Origin of the sequence: Thauera mechernichensis (genome assembly GCF_029588855.1) — a bacterium.
Classification (GTDB): domain Bacteria; phylum Pseudomonadota; class Gammaproteobacteria; order Burkholderiales; family Rhodocyclaceae; genus Thauera; species Thauera mechernichensis.
Window position 1 is genome coordinate 223,579 of sequence record NZ_JARQZE010000001.1, and the last position, 18,261, is coordinate 241,839.

The 18,261-nt window shown below is 65.9% G+C and carries 17 protein-coding genes; 2 read left to right on the forward strand and 15 right to left on the reverse strand.

What is annotated here, in order from left to right:
* Positions 1-3: 3 nt before the first annotated feature.
* The 14 genes from hflC to P7F68_RS01210 form a co-directional block, all read right to left on the reverse strand.
* Positions 4-885 (reverse strand): protease modulator HflC, encoded by an 882-nt coding sequence (gene hflC, locus P7F68_RS01145; protein WP_277829973.1) that lies wholly within the window; start codon positions 883-885, stop codon positions 4-6.
* Entirely contained in the window at positions 885-2,183 is a 1,299-nt protein-coding gene (hflK, locus tag P7F68_RS01150; RefSeq protein WP_277829974.1) for an FtsH protease activity modulator HflK, read from the reverse strand. Before hflK ends, hflC begins: the two co-directional genes overlap by 1 nt.
* A 14-nt stretch (positions 2,184-2,197) precedes the next feature.
* Positions 2,198-3,343: a ribosome rescue GTPase HflX gene (hflX, locus tag P7F68_RS01155; protein WP_002944219.1), complete on the reverse strand. Its 1,146-nt coding sequence runs from the start codon at positions 3,341-3,343 to the stop codon at positions 2,198-2,200.
* Between the two features lie 51 nt (positions 3,344-3,394).
* Entirely contained in the window at positions 3,395-3,631 is a 237-nt protein-coding gene (hfq, locus tag P7F68_RS01160; RefSeq protein ID WP_002924769.1) for an RNA chaperone Hfq, read from the reverse strand.
* 113 nt (positions 3,632-3,744) lie between these two features.
* The gene (gene der, locus P7F68_RS01165; RefSeq protein WP_002924771.1) at positions 3,745-5,073 is read right to left on the reverse strand and encodes a ribosome biogenesis GTPase Der; all 1,329 of its coding nucleotides are present in this window, start codon (positions 5,071-5,073) and stop codon (positions 3,745-3,747) included.
* 12 nt (positions 5,074-5,085) lie between these two features.
* The gene (gene bamB / locus P7F68_RS01170; RefSeq protein WP_270068321.1) at positions 5,086-6,228 is read right to left on the reverse strand and encodes an outer membrane protein assembly factor BamB; all 1,143 of its coding nucleotides are present in this window, start codon (positions 6,226-6,228) and stop codon (positions 5,086-5,088) included.
* A gap of 3 nt (positions 6,229-6,231) precedes the next feature.
* A complete protein-coding gene (locus P7F68_RS01175; protein ID WP_277830552.1) occupies positions 6,232-6,876 on the reverse strand; it encodes a tetratricopeptide repeat protein in 645 nt (214 codons plus the stop codon).
* The gene (gene hisS / locus P7F68_RS01180) at positions 6,876-8,174 is read right to left on the reverse strand and encodes a histidine--tRNA ligase (RefSeq protein ID WP_002924775.1); all 1,299 of its coding nucleotides are present in this window, start codon (positions 8,172-8,174) and stop codon (positions 6,876-6,878) included. The genes P7F68_RS01175 and hisS overlap by 1 nt, the downstream gene beginning before the upstream one ends.
* Before the next feature lie 90 nt (positions 8,175-8,264).
* Positions 8,265-9,518 carry a flavodoxin-dependent (E)-4-hydroxy-3-methylbut-2-enyl-diphosphate synthase gene (gene ispG / locus P7F68_RS01185; protein ID WP_002924776.1) on the reverse strand — a complete coding sequence of 418 codons (1,254 nt, stop codon included), beginning with the start codon at positions 9,516-9,518 and terminating at the stop codon, positions 8,265-8,267.
* A gap of 14 nt (positions 9,519-9,532) precedes the next feature.
* Positions 9,533-10,480 (reverse strand): helix-turn-helix domain-containing protein, encoded by a 948-nt coding sequence (locus P7F68_RS01190; RefSeq protein WP_277829983.1) that lies wholly within the window; start codon positions 10,478-10,480, stop codon positions 9,533-9,535.
* Positions 10,477-11,283 (reverse strand): type IV pilus biogenesis/stability protein PilW, encoded by an 807-nt coding sequence (gene pilW / locus P7F68_RS01195; RefSeq protein ID WP_083485725.1) that lies wholly within the window; start codon positions 11,281-11,283, stop codon positions 10,477-10,479. Before pilW ends, P7F68_RS01190 begins: the two co-directional genes overlap by 4 nt.
* Positions 11,280-12,428, reverse strand: coding sequence for a dual-specificity RNA methyltransferase RlmN (gene rlmN / locus P7F68_RS01200; RefSeq protein WP_002924779.1), 1,149 nt, complete (start codon positions 12,426-12,428; stop codon positions 11,280-11,282). The genes pilW and rlmN overlap by 4 nt, the downstream gene beginning before the upstream one ends.
* A gap of 132 nt (positions 12,429-12,560) precedes the next feature.
* A complete protein-coding gene (gene ndk, locus P7F68_RS01205) occupies positions 12,561-12,986 on the reverse strand; it encodes a nucleoside-diphosphate kinase (protein ID WP_002924781.1) in 426 nt (141 codons plus the stop codon).
* Between the two features lie 141 nt (positions 12,987-13,127).
* Positions 13,128-14,132: a TRAP transporter substrate-binding protein gene (locus tag P7F68_RS01210; protein WP_277829989.1), complete on the reverse strand. Its 1,005-nt coding sequence runs from the start codon at positions 14,130-14,132 to the stop codon at positions 13,128-13,130.
* 243 nt (positions 14,133-14,375) lie between these two features.
* Here P7F68_RS01210 and P7F68_RS01215 point away from each other — a divergent pair, with 243 nt between their 5' ends.
* Positions 14,376-16,310 carry a sensor histidine kinase gene (locus P7F68_RS01215; protein ID WP_002944206.1) on the forward strand — a complete coding sequence of 645 codons (1,935 nt, stop codon included), beginning with the start codon at positions 14,376-14,378 and terminating at the stop codon, positions 16,308-16,310.
* Complete coding sequence (locus tag P7F68_RS01220) at positions 16,307-16,912, forward strand: response regulator transcription factor (protein WP_002944204.1); 606 nt, start codon at positions 16,307-16,309, stop codon at positions 16,910-16,912. The genes P7F68_RS01215 and P7F68_RS01220 overlap by 4 nt, the downstream gene beginning before the upstream one ends.
* A 12-nt stretch (positions 16,913-16,924) precedes the next feature.
* Here P7F68_RS01220 and tilS read toward each other — a convergent pair whose 3' ends face one another.
* A complete protein-coding gene (gene tilS / locus P7F68_RS01225) occupies positions 16,925-18,250 on the reverse strand; it encodes a tRNA lysidine(34) synthetase TilS (protein ID WP_277829996.1) in 1,326 nt (441 codons plus the stop codon).
* Between the last annotated feature and the right edge of the window lie 11 nt (positions 18,251-18,261).

The following is an 18,261-nucleotide window of genomic DNA, read 5'->3' on the forward strand; positions in this document are numbered from 1 at the left end:
GGATCAGTTGCGCGAAGCGCCTCCCGAATCCTTCATGAAGCGGAAGAAGTCCGAACTCGGATCGACGACCATGACGTCCTCGCGACCGGCGAAACTGGCCCGATAGGCCTCCAGGCTGCGATAGAAGGAATAGAAGTCGGGGTTGCGCCCGAAGGCCTCGGCATAGATGGACGTTGCACGAGCATCACCCTCACCCATGATCTCCTGCGCGGAGCGATAGGCTTCGGCGACGATGACCTCGCGCTGGCGGTCGGCATCGGCGCGGATGCGTTCGGCCTCTGCCGCACCGAGGGAGCGCAGCTCGTTGGCGACGCGCTTGCGCTCGGCCTCCATCCGCCGATACACGGACTCGGAAACCTCGTTGGGCAGGTCGACCCGCTTCAGGCGTACGTCGACGATCTGCACGCCAATCGTGCGGGCGTCGCGGTCGGCACGTTCGCGCATCTGTTCCATGATGTTGTCGCGTTCGCCGGAAACGACGTCATGCACGGTGCGACGACCGAACTCCTCGCGCAGCCCGGCATTCACGGTCTGATTCAGACGCGTACGCGCCCGCGCTTCGTCACCCGCCACCGACTCGTAGTAGAGGCGCGGATCGACGATACGCCACTTGACGAAGTGGTCGACCAGCACGTTCTTCTTCTCGGACGTGATGAAGCGCTCCGGCTCCGGCGTATCCATGGTGAGGATGCGCTTGTCGAAGTAGCGCACGTTCTGGATGAAGGGCAGCTTGACGTTGAGGCCGGGCTCGGAGATGACCTCCTTGACCTCACCAAGCTGGAACACGATCGCATACTGGCGCTGGTCGACGGTAAACAGCGACATCGAGGCGATCATCACGGCGAGCAGCAGCACGCCGCCAATCAGGGACATCTTGTCACGCATCAACGCTCTCCCCGCTCACGAGTGAGTACGCCACCACGGGCGCGCGGATCCGTCGACGGCATCGGTGCGTTCGCACTGAGACCGGCCGCGGACTGGGAATCGGGCAGTGCCGCCGCAGGGGCACGACCACCGCTCTGCTGCATCAGCTTGTCGAGAGGCAGCAACATCAGGTTGCCATTGCCCTGGGCATCGATCATGACCTTCGAGGTGCTGGAAAACACCTGCTGCATGGTGTCGATATACAGGCGCTCGCGGGTCACGCCGGGCGCACGCTGGTACTCGGCCAGCACCTGACTGAAACGACTGGCTTCACCCTCGGCGTTGGCGACGACGCGGTCGCGGTAGGCATTCGCCTCCTCAACCAGTCGCGAGGCCGTACCACGGGCACGCGGCACGACGTCGTTGGCGTAGGCCTCACCCTCGTTCTTCTGCCGCTCACGGTCCTGACCGGCCTTGACCGCGTCGTCGAACGCGGCCTGCACCTGCTCCGGCGGCTGGGCGTTCTGCATGGTCACACGGCTGACCTGGATACCGGTCTGGTAGCGATCGAGGATGCGCTGCATCAGCTCGTGCGCCGTGGTGGCGATCTCCTCGCGCCCTTCGTACAGCACGAAGTCCATGCGGCTCTTGCCGACGATCTCGCGCATCGCGGTCTCGGCCGCCTGCGCGACAGCTTCATCCGGGAAGCGGTTGTTGAAGACGTAGTTCTCCGGTGCATTCAGCACCCACTGCACGGCAAACTGGATGTTGATGATGTTCTCATCGTCGGTGAGCATCAGCGACTCGCGCAGCACCTTGTTACGCTCGGAGCCACGGTAGCCCACCTCGACGGTACGCACCCCGGTCAGGTCGACGATCTCGTGCGTCTCGAATGGCGCCGGCAACCTCCAGCGCAAGCCGGGCTCGGTGGTCTCCACGTACTTGCCCAGGCGCAGCACGACGCCGCGCTGGTTCGCATCGACAGTGTAGAAACCGCTCGCCAGCCACACCAAGGCGACCAGCACGAGCAGCACGACCATGCCGCCGCCGAACTGCCGCGGCGACAAGCTCGGCATCTGCGGACCACTGCCGCCGCCGCTGCCACCACCATTGCCGTTGCCACGACTCGGGCGCTTGCCACCGAACATGCCCGTCAGGCGCTGATTGAAGTCGCGCCAGACCTCTTCGAGGTCGGGCGGTCCCTGATTGTTGCCGCGGTTGCGGTCACCGCGATTGTCGTCGTTGCGGTTGCCGTCATCGCGGCCGCGATCGCCGTCGCTTCCGCCCTGACCACCCCAGCGTGGGTCATTGAGTGACATGAGGATGCCTGTTATCACGATTGTTCTGACCGTTCGTCTGCCGCGCCGGTTGCCCGGCCGGCGTCGTCACCGAAGGTCTGCGAGGCTACTTCGGCGAGCGCATCGCGAAGCAGGTCGAGACCTTCCCCCGTTCGGGCGCTCAAAAAAATGCGCCTGAGTTTATCACAGTCGCCCCGCTCGACCGCCGCAGCGGCTCGGGTGAGGTCGATCTTGTTCCAGACCAGGATCTGCGGCACCTCGGCGGCACCGATCTCGGCCAGGACCTGGTTCACCGCCTCGATCTGGGCGTCGCGATCCTCGCTGGCCGAATCCACCACGTGAAGCAGCAGATCGGCCTGCGCAGTCTCTTCGAGCGTTGCCTGGAATGCCGCGACCAGCGCATGAGGCAGGTCGCGGATGAACCCAACGGTGTCCGAGAGCACCACATTTGCCCCGCCTACGTAGAGACGGCGCGACGTGGTATCCAGCGTGGCGAAGAGCTGGTCGGCCGCATAGGCCCCCGCCTTCGTCAGCGCATTGAACAGCGTCGACTTGCCCGCATTGGTGTAACCGACCAGAGAGACAGACAGAACGTCACGGCGTTCCCTGGCTCGTCGCCTGACCTTGCGTTGCTTCTCGATCAGCGCAAGACGCGTCTTGAGCATCTTGACGCGGTTGCCGAGCAGGCGACGGTCGGTCTCGAGCTGTTTCTCGCCCGGGCCTCGCAGGCCGATGCCGCCCTTCTGGCGCTCGAGGTGGGTCCAGCCGCGCACGAGCCGCGTCGCCAGGTGCTCGAGCTGAGCCAGTTCGACCTGGAGCTTGCCTTCATGGCTGCGTGCGCGTTGCGCGAAGATATCGAGGATCAACGCCGTACGGTCGATGACCATGCACTGCAGTTCGCGCTCGAGATTGCGCTGCTGGGCGGGCGACAAGGCGTGATTGAACACCACGATGTCGCCTGCATTCGCACGCAGGGCCTCGGCGATCTCCTGCACCTTGCCGCTGCCGGCAAAGAGCTTGGAGTCGGGCGAGGCGCGCCGGCCCTGCACCACGCCCTCGACGCTGGCGCCCGCGCTGCCGACCAGCAGCTTGAGCTCCGACAGGCGCTCTTCGATCGCACCCTGACCAAGGTCGAGCTGGACGAGTATGGCACGCTCGCCCGATGCCGGACGCTCAAACATGCATGCTCCCCGCGACCGTCATGCGCCGGCCGCATCGCTTGGACACGGCTCTCAGTTGCTGCCCTCGTCCTGCTGGATGACCACGGGGCGGGCAGGCACGACGGTAGAGATCGCGTGCTTGTAGACCATCTGCGTCACGGTATTCTTGAGCAGAACGACGTACTGGTCGAAGGACTCGACCTGGCCCTGGAGCTTGATGCCATTGACGAGATAGATCGACACCGGAATGTGCTCGCGGCGCAGGGTATTGAGGAAGGGGTCTTGTAGAAGTTGCCCTTTGTTGCTCATCGTTGAACCTCTTTATATTGTGTTTATAAGAATGCGGGATTCTTGTTGCACTGCGGCATTGCAGTATGCAACGAAATCCGGGTGTGGAAAGCAGAAGTGCATCGAAAAAATGCTCAGGACCGCGTCGCGAACGGATTGTGCGTGGTGCGGAACTGGATGCGCAAGGGCGTGCCCTGAAGCTTGAACGCCTCCAGGAAGCAGCGCTCGAGGTAGCGCACGTAGGACGCCGGAATGTCATCGAGTGCATTGCCGTGAATGACGATCACCGGCGGGTTCATGCCCCCCTGATGCGCGTAGCGCATCTTTGGACGCGCCATGCCATGCCTTGGCGGGGCCTGGCGGGCGACGGCCTGCTGCAGGGTACGCGTCAGGCGCGGCGTCGCCAGGTTGGCGGTCGCCGCCGCATAGGCCGCATCGACCGATTTCAACAGGCCGTTGATGCCTTCGGCCTTGAGCGCCGAAATCTGGTGGAAACGCGCAAAGGACAGGAAGGCGAGCTTGCGTGCGATATCGGCCTTGAGGCGGTCGCGACGGTATTCATCGACCGCATCCCACTTGTTGATCGCCACCACGAGCGCGCGCCCGGCCTCGAGAGCGAAACCCGCGATGTGCGCATCCTGGTCGGAGATATCCTGCGCCGCATCGAGCACCAGCACGATGACGTTGGCCTCCTGGATGGCCTGCAGGGTCTTGATCACCGAGAACTTCTCGATCGCCTCGAACACCCTGCCCTTGCGCCGCAGGCCTGCGGTATCGATCAGGGTGTAGCGCCGGCCGGCGCGCTCGAAGGGGATCGCGATCGCGTCGCGCGTGGTGCCCGGCAGATCGAAGGCGATCACGCGCTCCTCGCCGAGCAGCGTATTGACCAGGGTGGATTTGCCGACATTGGGGCGACCGACGATGGCAACCTTGGGCCCTTCATCCTCGCGCGCCTCGATTTCCTCATCCACCGGGAAGGGGGCGAGCACGATGTCGACCAGCTGCTTGACGCCGTCGCCATGAGCGGCGGATACCGGCAGCGGGTCGCCCAGGCCGAGCGCGTGAAAATCGGCTGCGACCATGGCGCGATCGAGCCCCTCGGCCTTATTGACGACCAGGTGCACCGGGCGCCCGGCGCGGCGCAGGCGCGCAGCGATGTTCTCGTCGTGCGGCGTGCGCCCGGCGCGGCCATCGACCAGGAACAGCAGCACATCCGCTTCGGCAATCGCCTGCTCGGCCTGGCGCGCCATCTCGTGCATGATGCCGTCCTTGGCGACAGGATCGAAGCCAGCGGTATCGACCACAAGATAGTCGCGCTCGCCGACACGGCCGATACCGTAATGGCGGTCGCGGGTCAGGCCGGGCTGGTCGGCGACCAGCGCATCGCGGGTGCGCGTCAGGCGGTTGAACAGGGTCGACTTGCCGACATTGGGGCGGCCGACCAGAACGATGGTGGGTTTCACTGAATCCTTGCCTCAGCGTACTTCGTACGCGGTAATGTCGCCGCCACTGCCCTGGACGACGAAGCCCCGGCCAAAGGCAACGGGATCGGCCTCGATCGGGCGGCTGCCGGCACGTTCGCGCGCGGCGAAGCGGCCGCTCTCGCGCTCGAGGGCATGGACGTAGCCCTCCAGGTCGCCCACGACCACATAGTCGCCGACGATGAGCGGACGCGACACCTTGCGGCGAGCGAGCGCGTCCTGTTTCCACACGCTTGCGCCACTGTAGGCGTCGAGTGCATGCACGGCGTCGTTGTCGTCGGTGATCATGGCAAAGCGGGCGTCGCGGTCCATGCCCACGCTGCTGGAGAAATCGCGCGCCCACAGGGCGTTGCCATTGGTGCTGTCGAAGCAGGCCGCGCGCCCCTGGTAGCTCACCGCGCACACCTCGCGCCGCCCGACCACGGGCGTGCCGGCAACGTCGGCCACACGTTCAAGCTCGGTGGCGCCGCGCGGCATCGCAACGTTGAGCTCGGTGATCGCACCACCGTTGGCCGCATTGATGACGACCAGGCGGCCACCGGGGAAGCCGGCGAGCACCACCGACCCTTCGAGCACCACACCGGAAAAGCTGCGCAGCGCCAGCGGCGGGTTGCTACGCTGGTACACCCATCTCCGGCTGCCATCGCGCGCGTCGAGCGCAATCAGGCGGTTGTCCGAAGCGCGCACGACAACGATCTCGAACCCCACCGCCGGCGGCGCGAGCACCTCGGCACCAACCGCCGCACGCCAGCGCTCGCTGCCGTTGGCAGCATCGAATGCGATCACCGTGCCGTCGGTCGCGACCACAACAACCTGGCGACCATCGGTACCGACACCCGCAGACAGGCGCTTGTCCGCCTGCACCCGCCACACCGCCGCGCCACCCTGGAAACGAGCGACATCGCCACGATGCGCTGCGGCATAGACGCTGTCGCTCCAGACCGCAGGCTGGAAACGGTAGATGCCTGCATCACCGATATCGGCACGCCACTGGCTGACGAGTTGCGCGCTCGGCTGGAGACTGACGAGCGGCGCGGGCTTTGCTGCCGAACTCGCAAAGGGATTGAGCGAAGAGCAGCCGGTGGCAAAGACCACTGCGGCGATGAGCGGAACAACACGCAGCGAAGACAGCTTCATCGATCAGACTCCAAGGGATTCAAGCTTGACACGCACGACCTCGCGCAGCGTGACGGCTTCGTCACCGTCGCCGGCAAGTGCGTCAATCGCGCCCTGATAGGCGGCACGGGCCTCGACCAGCTTGCCCTGCGCGGCCAGGATGTCACCGCGCAGGTCATCGAAGCGGGCCTTGTAGGCCGCTGACGGTGCCTGCTGCAGGCGGGCAAGCGCGGCGTCCAGTTCCCCCTGTTGCAGCAGCACGGCCGCCAGTCGAAGGCGCGCGAGATCGCGCAGCGCAGGGTCCTTGCCCTTGTCCGCCGCCCACTCGAGAGGCGCGCGGGCATTGACCAGGTCGCCCGCTTCGAACTGCAGCGCGGCAGACAACAGGGCGCCCAGCTGCGCGCTCACCGTCCCCGGATACTCGCCGATCAAGCGCCCCGCAGCCTCACGCGCCTTGTGCGCATCCTGCTGCTCGGCAGCCTGCTGCACGGCGTAGTAAAGCCCGCCGGCGGCAACTGCACTGCGGTTCTGGTACCACTGCCAGCCCTGCCAGCCGACCGAAGCCACCGCGGCAGCCACGGCAAGGGCGACGACCAGATTGCCGTACTGCGCCCACCACGCCTTGAGCTCGGAAATCTGCTCCTGCTCTTCGAGATCGTATACCGCCATCATTGACCCTCTTGTACTGATTCGTCGGAATACAGCAGCGCCGCCATCGCCTCGGGCAGGGCCTCGAGGCTGACACGCAATTGCACACCACCACCGCGCAGCGGCTTGAGGCCAACCTCGCCTGCGGCAGCCTCCTCTTCGCCGATGACCACCGCGACCGGCGCTGCGCTGGCATCGGCCTTCTTCATCTGCGACTTGAAGCTGCCGCCGCCACAATGCATGAGCGCCGCAAAACCATGCTCGCGCAAGGATTCGGCCGCCCGCATCGCCAGGCGCTGCGCAGCCTCGCCGACACTGACGACATAGGCGTCGGGCGCAGCACGCTCGCTCTCGCCACCGCAGGCCTGCCATAGCAGCAACAGGCGCTCGATGCCGATGGCGAAGCCAGCCGCAGGCTGCGGCTTGGCGCCGAGTTGCGCAAACAGACCATCATACCGTCCGCCGGCGCAGATCGTGCCCTGCGCGCCCAACCGCGTGGTCACCCACTCGAAGACGGTGCGGTTGTAGTAGTCCAGCCCGCGCACCAGGCGATGGTTGATGCGGAACGGGATACCTGCATCCTTGAGGAAGACCTGAACAGCCTCGAAGTGCGCCTTGGATTCATCACCCAGGTAGTCGGCAAGCCTGGGCGCGCCCTCGACGATGGCCTGCAGTTCAGGGTTCTTGGTGTCGAGGATGCGCAGCGGATTGGTGTGCAGGCGGCGCTTGCCATCCTCGTCGAGCTTGTCCTGATGCTGCTCGAGATAGGCAATGAGTGCCGCGCGGTGCTGCGCGCGCTCTTCGGGAGCGCCGAGCGAATTGATCTCGAGCGCGACATCCTCGAGGCCGAGGTCGTCCCACAGGCGAGCGCACATCAGGATCAACTCGGCATCGGTGTCGGCACCGGCGAAACCCAGCGCTTCGACGCCGATCTGGTGGAACTGGCGGTAGCGCCCCTTCTGCGGACGCTCGTGACGGAACATCGGGCCGTAGTAATAGAGACGCTGCGGGCCGCCCGCGGCGATCAGGCTGTGCTGGATGGCCGCACGCACGCAGGACGCCGTACCCTCGGGGCGCAGTGTCAGGTGCTCGCCGTTCAGGGCGTCCTCGAAGGAGTACATCTCCTTTTCGACGATATCGGTGACCTCGCCGATCGCGCGCTTGAACAGCGGTGTCGGCTCGACCAGCGGCATGCGGATGGGCCGGTAGCCGTAGCTCTGCAGCCAGTCGCGCACGATGTTCTCGAAGTACTCCCAGGTTTCGGCGTCGTCGGGCAGGATGTCGTTCATCCCGCGCACGGCCTGCAAGGTCTGGCTCATGAATGCGTGGTCTTTGCGTTATTGCGTTGTTGCGCTTTTGCGCGCTCGTTATGGTTTGCGGCTGAGGCTGGCGGCCCGGCCGGGCGCCTTTCAGCCGCCCTTCCTGACGTATTTCGTGGCCACGTATTCGTCGACGATGGCCTTGAACTCGGCACCGATGTTGTCTCCGCGCAGGGTCACCACCTTCTCGCCGTCGACATACACCGGTGCAGCCGGGGTTTCACCCGTGCCGGGCAGGGAAATGCCGATGTTGGCATGCTTGCTCTCGCCCGGACCATTCACCACGCAGCCCATCACCGCCAGCGTCATGTTCTCGACCCCGTCGTACTGCTCGCGCCAGACCGGCATCTGCGCACGCACGTAGTCCTGGATGCCCGAGGCGAGTTCCTGGAAGAACGTGCTGGTGGTACGTCCGCACCCCGGGCACGCGGTGACCATGGGGGTGAACGCGCGCAGCCCCATGGTCTGCAGGATCTCCTGCGCGACCACGACCTCCTGCGTGCGACTGCCGCCTGGCTCGGGAGTGAGCGAGATGCGGATGGTGTCGCCGATGCCCTCCTGCAGCAGTACCGCGAGCGCGGCCGTGGAGCCCACGATGCCCTTGCTGCCCATGCCGGCCTCGGTCAGGCCCAGGTGCAGGGCGTAGTCGCTGCGCCGCGCCAGTTCGCGATACACCGCGATCAGATCCTGCACGCTCGAAACCTTGGCCGACAGGATGATGCGCTCGCGCCCCAGGCCGTACTCCTCGGCCTTGGCAGCGGATTCCAGCGCGGAGACCACGAGCGCCTCGCGCATCACGGCTCCCGCGTCGCGCGGCTCGGCGCGACTGGCATTCTCATCCATGATGCGCGCGAGCACGGATTGGTCGAGACTGCCCCAGTTGACACCGATGCGTACCGGCTTGTCGTAGCGGCAGGCGAGCTCCACGATCGCAGCGAACTGAGGGTCACGCTTGCTGCCCGCGCCCACGTTGCCGGGGTTGATGCGGAACTTCGCGAGCGCCTCGGCGCAAGCCGGAAAATCGGTGAGGAGCTTGTGACCGTTGTAATGGAAGTCGCCAACGAGCGGCACATCCATGTTCAGCGCCAGCAGGCGGTCGCGGATATGCGGCACGGCCTTCGCGGCGGCCTCGTTGTTGACCGTGATACGCACGATCTCCGATCCCGCGCGTGCGAGCTCGGCGACCTGCATCGCCGTGGCGAGCACATCAGCAGTATCGGTATTGGTCATCGACTGCACGACGACCGGTGCGTCGCCACCGACTCGGACCTTACCGACAATGACCTGGCGCGTATTGTGGCGAGCCAGCGGGCAGGCGGGAATGGGCATCTGTTCTTGATTCATGACTGGGAAAGCACTCAACGCAAGGTCAGACGGGCAACCGAGCCACGGACATGCTTCGCGAGGTCGACCGGCTGACCATCGAACTCGAGATTGACGCTGCTGGCATTGCCAACGACCAAGACGAACGGGGGCGTACCCTGGACCGTACGCGAACTGCCCGCACGATTGGTGCCCGAATGCAGGATGCTGCCGGAAGCGTCACGCACCTCGACCCAGGAGTCCGCACCGAAGCGGAACACCAGTTGCCTGCCCGCGCCGTCAGCTGCGGCCTCGGGCGCGGCTGACGGCGCGGGCGCCGCCTCGGCCTGGACGCTGCCATCACCGCCCGCAGCGGCAGTGCCTGCCGTCGGTTCGCTGACGGCGGCAGGCGCCGCACTATCCTCCGAGCCACCATTCGCCTCGGCAGCCGCAGCCTCCTCGGCTGCCGGAGGCTCTACCGCAGGCGGACTGATTGGCTGCATCGGCGCCTGGACAAATGCAGGGACCGCCTCGCTGGTGTCGTCGCCAGCGGTGGTCGCCGGCTCGGTCTGGAACCAGTCGAAATACCAGCCCGCCAGAACGAGCGCGACCAGCACCACCACGACAGCGCCAAGCGGAAAGCTCGCACGCCGCGAACCGGATCCACTCGGCAGGTCGCCATCGGCGTTGCTAATGGGCGCAAGGTCGGGCGAGCCGGCAACCGAAGCGTGCTGCACGCTGTCGAGCAGGGGCGCGGCATCCACGCCCACGTAGCGCGCGTAATTGCGGATGAAGCCGCGCACGAAGGCCATGCCGGGCAGCGCAGCGAAGTCGTCACGTTCGAGGGCTTCGATCTGCCGCGGGCGCAGCTTGAGGGCAAAGGCGACCTCGTGCACCGACTCACCCCGTGCTTCGCGCGCACGGCGCAGCCGCGTGCCCGCAGACGCTGCCGCCTCGGCTGCGGCATCGGGCCGAACGGATTGATCTGGCTGCTGGCTGCTCACTCGTACTGTCCTTGGATCATCAGTTGATACTCACTGGAATTGCCGAAGCGGCTGCCCAGTTGCGAGGCATAGCTCGCCTCGGCATCTCGATTGCCGAGCCGGCGCTCGGTGCGCAGACCGAGCCAGGCCGACGCGGCGGTCGGCCCCTGCTGCTGGTGCAGTCGGATCAGATGCGTACGCGCCTGCTCCAGCCGTCCGCCGCGATAGGCAATATCGGCGAGGTGGAAAAGCGCGAGGCCGTTCTGTGGGTCGACCTGCAGTGCACGCTGGAACTGCAGCTCGGCGCCGGCATCATCCTTGCGCCGCAGCTCGCACAGGCCCGCGTTCGTCAGCGGCCGGCCGGGGTAGCGGTAATACGGGTTGCGCGCAGCCATCGCGAGCCGCTCGAGCCCCTCGCTTTCCTTGCCCTGCAGGCACAGGAACCAACCATAGCTATTGTTGAAATCCGGATCTCCCGGCGCTATGCGCAGGGCGCGCTCGAAGTTGTCCCGCGCCGCCGCCAGCTCATCGACCAGCATGTAGGCGAGGCCCAGCAGGTGGAAGGCCGGGGCATAGTTGGGGCTGTCCTGAAGTGCGATCCTGGCTTCGTCGAGCGCAACGTCGTAGCGCCCGACCTCGAAGTACGCCATGCCCAACTCGACATGGACATGAGCCCGCGCTTCCTCGGGTGTAGCCGGCGTAACGTCCGACAGCGGCCGGCTCGCGGCCGCGGAATCGAACGCCGAGCCGCCAGGGACCGTCGCACACCCGGCCAGCAGCGCAGCCGCCACTGCTGCGGCAGTTAGCAGCGGACGATGTCTCATCTTCGTTCCTCCGTGATCTGCGTCAGACGCACCGTGCGCCGAGTTCTGTCCTGGACCTGGCCTGCGAGCTGGCCACAGGCCGCATCAACATCGTCGCCGCGCGTCTTGCGCGTGGTGGTGACGATGCCAGCGTCAATCAGGATACCGGCAAAACGGCGGATACGTTCCGCCGGCGAGCGCTCGAAGCCCGAGTTCGGGAATGGATTGAAGGGAATCAAATTGAACTTGCACGGTGTGTCACGCACGAGTGCAAGCAGCTCGCGCGCATGCGCATCGCTGTCATTGACGCCGTCGAGCATCACGTACTCGAAGGTCACGAAGTCGCGCGGCGCACGCTCGAGGTAGCGCTGACAGGCAGCCATCAGCTCGCGCAACGGGTATTTCTGGTTGATCGGGACGAGACGGTCGCGCAATGCGTCATTGGATGCGTGCAGCGACACCGCGAGCGCCACCGGGCACTCCTCGCGCAAGCGGTCCATGGCCGGCACGATGCCCGATGTCGACACCGTAACGCGGCGGCGCGACAAGCCGTAGGCGTGATCGTCGAGCATCAGGCGCAACGCGGTGACGACATTGTCGAAGTTGGCCAGCGGCTCGCCCATGCCCATCATCACCACATTGCTGATGATGCGACCATTGTCCTTGTCACCGGCTTCGAGCTCCTGCACGGACTCACTCGCATCGGCCCTGGCGGCGCCCAGCAGCTTGTTGGCCAGCCACAGCTGGCCAACGATTTCCGCCGCACTCAGGTTGCGGTTGAATCCCTGTTTGCCGGTTGAGCAGAACGCGCAATCGAGCGCGCAGCCCGCTTGCGACGACACGCACAGCGTGCCGCGGTTGGTCTCGGGGATGAACACGGTCTCGACCGCATTGGCGTTGCCAACGTCGAGCAGCCACTTGCGCGTGCCGTCGGCCGAGATCGAATCGCGCACCGGTACCGGCGGGCGGATCGTAGCGATCTCCTTGAGCTTGGCGCGCAGGGACTTGGCGACGTCGGTCATCGCATCGAAGTCGTCGCAACCCTCGCGATGCATCCAGCGCATCACCTGGCGGGCGCGAAAAGGCTTCTCGCCCAGCCCGGCGAACCAGGCGACGAGGCCATCGACATCGAAGTCAAGCAGATTGACCGGCTTGGAAGTGCTCATGCCTGAAACCACACCTTATGGCAGCAGCGGCCTCAAATCGCAGACCGCCCGTAATGCAAACGGCCCGCACACGCCGCATGCGGTGCGGGACGCACCGCGAAGCGTGCGCGACGGGCCGTTGGTACGGACCGCTCAGCGCGAGTAAACGTTCATGCCCGGGAAGAAGAAAGCCACTTCCACGGCAGCCGTCTCGGGGGCGTCGGAGCCGTGCACGGCATTGGCGTCGATCGAATCGGCGAAATCTGCGCGGATGGTGCCCTTGTCGGCCTTCTTCGGGTCGGTGGCGCCCATCAGCTCACGGTTCTTGGCGATGGCGTTCTCACCCTCGAGGCACTGGATCATCACCGGGCCGGAGGTCATGAAGGACACCAGATCCTTGAAGAAGGGACGCTCCTTGTGCACGGCGTAGAACTGGCCGGCTTCCTGCTCGGACAGGTGCACCATCTTGGCGGCGATGATCTTGAGACCGGCCGCTTCGAAGCGGGCGTAGATCTGGCCGATCACGTTCTTGGCGACGGCGTCGGGCTTGATGATGGACAGGGTGCGTTCGATTGCCATGGATAACTCCGGGACTGTGCTTGGTTAAAGCGGAAAGTTTGGAAAAAGCGCAAGATTTTAGCAGGTTTCGTGTGACACCGATGCGTCCGGCGAGTGCCGCGGTGACAGCGGCTGCGCAGACAGCACCATCGACACCGCGGATCAGTGCCCCGAAGACTCGAAGCCCGTCTCACGATGAATCGCACGGATCAGCTCGCTGCCAATGCGCCCCTCCATCGTCCTGTGCACAGGGATCAACGCCCTCTTGAACGCCGCCTTCTCCTGCGCGCTCGGCTCGTAGATCTCGGTCGTGCCGGCGGCGCGTACAGCCTCGAGCGCCCTGTCGTTCTCTTCCTTGGCGATACGGTTGGCGTAAGCGGTCGATTCGGCCATGGCACGCTCCAACCGAACCCGGACATCGGCCGGCAGGCGGTCCCAGAAGCGCTTGTTGGCGATCACCGCATAGCCCAGATAGCCATGCTCGGTCAGGGTCACATGCTTCTGCACTTCGTGCATGTTCTGGGTGAAGAGATTCGAGTGCGGATTCTCCGTGCCATCCACCACGCCTGCACGCAAGGCCGGATAGACCTCCGAAAAAGCCATCGCCATCGGTAGTGCTCCGAGCGCACGCATCTGTTCGTCGAGCACCTTGGACGACTGGATCCGCATCGTCTTGCCACGCAGGTCCTCAGGGCGGCGGATCGGCGAGTTGGCGGAGAATGACTTGAAGCCGTTGTCCCAGAACGCCAGCCCCTTGATCCCCCGCGCCTCGAGCCGGGACAGCAGTTGCTGGCCCAGCGGCCCCTGAGTGACCTTGTTCAAGGCCTCATAGCCGTCAAAAATGTAAGGCAGGTCGAACACCTCGAATTCGCGCATTCCGAGCTGACCGAACTTCGCCAGCGACGGCGCCAGCAGCTGGACCGCGCCAAGCTGAAGCGCCTCCATTTCCTCCTTGTCCTTGTACAGACTGCTGTTGGCATGGACCTCAACGATGACCGCTCCCTCGGTGTAGCGCTCGGCGAGCTCCTTGAACTTCTCAGCGGCCTTGCCCTTGGGCGTGTCCGCAGCCACAACGTGGCTGAAGCGGATGACGACGGGATCCGCAGCCGAAACTGCGGCCGACAATCCGAACGCAAGCACGCCAAGCAAAACTGCACGCAAACCCATCTCACCTCCTCCATTCGCACACCCGGACGCGTCGAGCAGTACAAGCAGGTCGTGCACCTGATCCGATCCGCGTGGACACTTCGTGCCGGACATCCACTTCTTGCACCGCCTTGCCGCCTGCTATTGTGGGAGCCTGACACCGCGCCGCCGCGCCTTTCCTGCTGCACCGCATCCAGCCCGATGACTCAAGCGCCCTCAACTCGACACGCCCCCAGCATTGAAACCGTCGCACGCAGGCGGTGGATGCAGCAGCTGCCCTACCTCACGCTGGGCCTGTTCGTGGTTGCGATCGCCGCGCTTGTCTGGCTCACCCGCGCCCACGACACCGACGAGCAGCGCACCACACTGATCAACGACGTGCTGTGGATGGAACAGAACCTGCGCTTCCATCTCGACCGCAACGAAATCCACCTGCAGCAGATCGGCCCCGAGCTGTTTGCCGGACAGACACTGGGAGCACCCACCGAAGCCCGCCTGTCCAGCCTGCTGAACCAGGAGCGCGGCCTGGTGCAGATCATCTGGGTGCGCGCCGACGGACGTATCGCAGGCGCCCTGCCACCCACACCGCGGCCTCACGCTGGCGACGAGGGCTCCGCCGGGGTTCCCGGCGAGCCCAGCCTGAAGCTCGCGCGCGCACTCGGCCGACCGGTCTACGGCCCCACCTACCCCACCACGAACGGCGCCCACCATTTCGAGGTTCATGTACCGGTGTGGTCCAACGAAGCGCTGCTGGGCGTTGTCGTCGGAGTATATTCGCTCTCCGATCTGGTGGTGCGCGAACTGCCCTGGTGGTTCTCCGAACGCTATCGCGTCGCGGTGCTCGACGCCGACGACCGTGAGATCGCGGCCAAGTCGAAGGTCGCACCCGTGTCCGCATGGCTGGCCTACACCATGCCCTTCGACCCGCCCGGCCACGGCCTCACCCTGCAGATCACCGCCTACAAGTACGAAACGCGCTGGATCCCGCTGCTCCTCGGCGCCTCGCTGGTCCTGCTGGCCGGCATCATCATCTGGAGCGTGATCCAGTTGCGGCGCGAGCTGGCAAGGCGTCAGCAGGCCGAAGCCGCATTGCGTGCCGAATCGGCCTTCCGCAAGGCCATGGAGGACTCGCTGATCACCGGCATGCGCGCCCGCGACCTCGACGGCCGCCTCACCTACGTGAACTCCGCCTTCTGCCGCATGACCGGCTATGAAGCCGACGAACTGGTCGGCCTGAAACCCCCCATGCCCTATTGGGATCCGGAGCACCTCGAGGAGACCTTCGAGCTGCACCGCGAGATCATGTCCGGGGGGAGCTCACCACAGGGCACCGAGGTGCGCCTGCGACGCAAGAACGGGGACATCCTCGATGCGCTGGTACTCGAGGCCCCGCTCATCGACCCGCAGGGGCGCCACGCAGGCTGGATGGGCTCGGTGCTCGACATCACCGAGCAGAAGCGCACACTCGAGCATGCGCGCCAGCAGGAAGAGCGGCTGCAGCAGAGTTCGCGCCTGATCACCATGGGCGAAATGGCCTCGACCCTTGCCCACGAGCTCAACCAGCCGCTGGCGGCCATCGCCAGCTACAACTCGGGCTGTATCAACCGCCTCGAAAGCGGCCAACTGGACCGCGACGAACTGCGCGACATCCACGAACGCATCGCCCGCCAGGCACGCCGAGCCGGCGACATCATCCGCCGCGTGCATGATTTCGTGCGCCGCTCCGAACCCCGGCTCGAAGCGCTTGATCTCAACGCCGTGATCCGCGACGCGGTCGCCCTGATCGAGGCCGACGCGCGCAAACGCGGCACCCAGATTGCAAGCTCGCTTGCGCGCAAGCTCCCGCCGGTGGCCGCCGACGCGGTGATGATCGAACAGATCGTCATCAACCTCGTACGCAATGCCATGGACGCCATGCACGACACCCCCGCCGTACAGCGCCAGGCGCTGATCAGCACGGCCCTCAAGGACCGCCAGGTCATCATCTCGGTCGCCGACCGCGGCACCGGCATCGACGCAGCGACGGCGGCACGGCTGTTCGAGCCCTTCTTCACCACCAAGAACGCCGGCATGGGCATGGGGCTCAACATCTGCCGCTCGATCGCCGAACTGCATCACGGCCGCCTGACTTTCGAAGCACGCCCCGGGGGCGGTACCATCTTCACCCTGTCGCTTCCCGTGGAACCCGATCCAGCATGAGCACTGCCTGCACCCACATCATCGATGACGACGAGGCCATCCGGGACGCCCTGCAATGGCTGTTCAAGACACGGGGCGTCGCCTGCCGGACCTGGGCAAGCGGCGAGGACTTCCTCGAAGCGTGGAGTCCGCAGTGGCGCGGATGCATTGTGCTCGACATCCGCATGGCAGGAATGAGCGGCCTGGAGTGCTTCGACACCCTGCTTGCGCGCGGCTGCGAACTGCCAGTGATCTTCATCACCGGCCATGGCGACGTGCCGATGGCGGTCGCTGCGCTCAAGAAGGGTGCGTTCCACTTCATCGAGAAGCCCTTCAACGACCACGACCTGGTCAGTCTCGTGGAGACGGCGCTCGCCGCTGACGCAGAACGCCAGCGCGCCGCAGCCAGCCGCGAGACCATCGAAGCACGACTTGCAACGCTGACCTGCCGCGAACGCGAGGTCATGGACCTGATCCTGGAGGGCAAGTACAACAAGGTCATCGCCGATGAGCTGTCGATCTCGATGCGCACCGTGGAAGCCCACCGCTCGCGCATTTTCGACAAGATGGACGTCCGCTCAGCCGTCGAACTGGCTCAGATGCTCACGACCCTGCGCAGCTGAGCCAGCCCCGGCTCAGGCGCCGGCCCGCGCGCCCGGCTCCCAGCGCGGCATCACGCCGGCCTCGTCAGGCGCACAGGCATGACTGCAGGCGATGCCGATGCCGGCCACCCACACCGGCGCGTCATCGGCCCATAGCACCGGCATGCGATCACGCAGCCAGGCCGGCACCCCCGCCGCCTGGCAGAGCTTGCGCAGCAGCTGGCGCGGACGCCCGGGTGCCAGCTGGAGCCGCACACCGGGCGCGCGCGCGGCCAGCACAAGTCGCTCCGCCTCCTGCAGGCGTACCCGGCTGAGGCCGACCCCGAGGCCACACTCGAATCGCACCAGGCCGCTGCCCCACGGCAGCGCGGCCTCTCCGCGCCATTCCCGCGCCTGCACAGAGACCTCCTCGACCCCCTCCACCCACAGCACCCCGCGGTAAACGCAACACGCCCAGCCATTTCCCAAGGCCACGCGCAGCGGCCGTGCGTCTGTCGCCGTCGCCAGCTGGCGCAGGGCCTCTTCCAGGCGCCCTCGCGATGGCGCCTGCGCGCCATACTCGCGCAGGCGCCATCGCAGCAGGTTCGCCTGCCGTGGCACGCTCAGCCCAAGCACACTGCTCGCCCGCCAGATCCGCCCCCCACACGTTTGAGCGTCGAGCTCGGCCAGGTCGGCGAGCAGGCCTTCGGCCTCGGCAAAGTTGGCGCAGGCGCGCGCCAGCATCGGCACTGCGGACGGGAATGCTGCTTCCAGGCTCGGCAGCACGCGGTGGCGCAGCATATTGCGGGCGAAGCGGAGGTCGGCATTGCTCTCGTCCTCTACCCATGAGAGCGCCTCGCGCCGCGCCCACTCCAGGATGCCGGCTCGGCGCTGACCCAGCAGCGGCCGCAGACGCCCGGGACGCCCGGGCGCAGCCGCAACGGACACCGCCATCGCCGCAGCGCCCGCAACCCCCGCACCGCGCAGCAGCCGGAACAACAGGGTCTCGGCCTGATCATCCTGATGATGGCCGAACACCATCCAGTCGCACGGTACGCGATCGAGCGCGGCATGCCGTGCTGCGCGCGCCGCCGCCTCCGGACCACCGCTGTGCGCAGGATCGACCGCGACCCTGAGGACTTGGAAGGGAACGCCGAGCCTCGCGCAATGCGCCTCACACGCATCGGCCCAGGCGCTCGCATTGGGGCTCAACCCATGGTGGACATGAGCGGCCTCGAGACTGAACCCCACCTCGGGCCGAAGACGATGCAGCAGCGCCAGCAGGACAACGGAATCGACACCGCCGGACAACGCGCAGCATAGTCGCGCGCCCGCTCCGACCCCGGCACGGCGCAGGCACTGCGCGACGGCAGCAAGCATGGGCCCATTCA

Excerpts from the sequence above, each read along its gene's own strand:
- hisS (WP_002924775.1), bottom strand. The coding sequence starts at position 8,174 with ATGAGCCAGACCTTGCAGGCCGTGCGCGGGATGAACGACATCCTGCCC.
- P7F68_RS01220 (WP_002944204.1), top strand. The coding sequence starts at position 16,307 with ATGAGCACTGCCTGCACCCACATCATCGATGACGACGAGGCCATCCGG.
- ndk (WP_002924781.1), bottom strand. The coding sequence starts at position 12,986 with ATGGCAATCGAACGCACCCTGTCCATCATCAAGCCCGACGCCGTCGCC.
- tilS (WP_277829996.1), bottom strand. The coding sequence starts at position 18,250 with ATGCTTGCTGCCGTCGCGCAGTGCCTGCGCCGTGCCGGGGTCGGAGCG.
- ispG (WP_002924776.1), bottom strand. The coding sequence starts at position 9,518 with ATGAATCAAGAACAGATGCCCATTCCCGCCTGCCCGCTGGCTCGCCAC.
- P7F68_RS01175 (WP_277830552.1), bottom strand. The coding sequence starts at position 6,876 with ATGGCGGTATACGATCTCGAAGAGCAGGAGCAGATTTCCGAGCTCAAG.
- P7F68_RS01210 (WP_277829989.1), bottom strand. The coding sequence starts at position 14,132 with ATGGGTTTGCGTGCAGTTTTGCTTGGCGTGCTTGCGTTCGGATTGTCG.
- hflX (WP_002944219.1), bottom strand. The coding sequence starts at position 3,343 with ATGTTTGAGCGTCCGGCATCGGGCGAGCGTGCCATACTCGTCCAGCTC.
- bamB (WP_270068321.1), bottom strand. The coding sequence starts at position 6,228 with ATGAAGCTGTCTTCGCTGCGTGTTGTTCCGCTCATCGCCGCAGTGGTC.
- hfq (WP_002924769.1), bottom strand. The coding sequence starts at position 3,631 with ATGAGCAACAAAGGGCAACTTCTACAAGACCCCTTCCTCAATACCCTG.
- hflK (WP_277829974.1), bottom strand. The coding sequence starts at position 2,183 with ATGTCACTCAATGACCCACGCTGGGGTGGTCAGGGCGGAAGCGACGGC.
- P7F68_RS01215 (WP_002944206.1), top strand. The coding sequence starts at position 14,376 with ATGCAGCAGCTGCCCTACCTCACGCTGGGCCTGTTCGTGGTTGCGATC.
- hflC (WP_277829973.1), bottom strand. The coding sequence starts at position 885 with ATGCGTGACAAGATGTCCCTGATTGGCGGCGTGCTGCTGCTCGCCGTG.
- pilW (WP_083485725.1), bottom strand. The coding sequence starts at position 11,283 with ATGAGACATCGTCCGCTGCTAACTGCCGCAGCAGTGGCGGCTGCGCTG.
- rlmN (WP_002924779.1), bottom strand. The coding sequence starts at position 12,428 with ATGAGCACTTCCAAGCCGGTCAATCTGCTTGACTTCGATGTCGATGGC.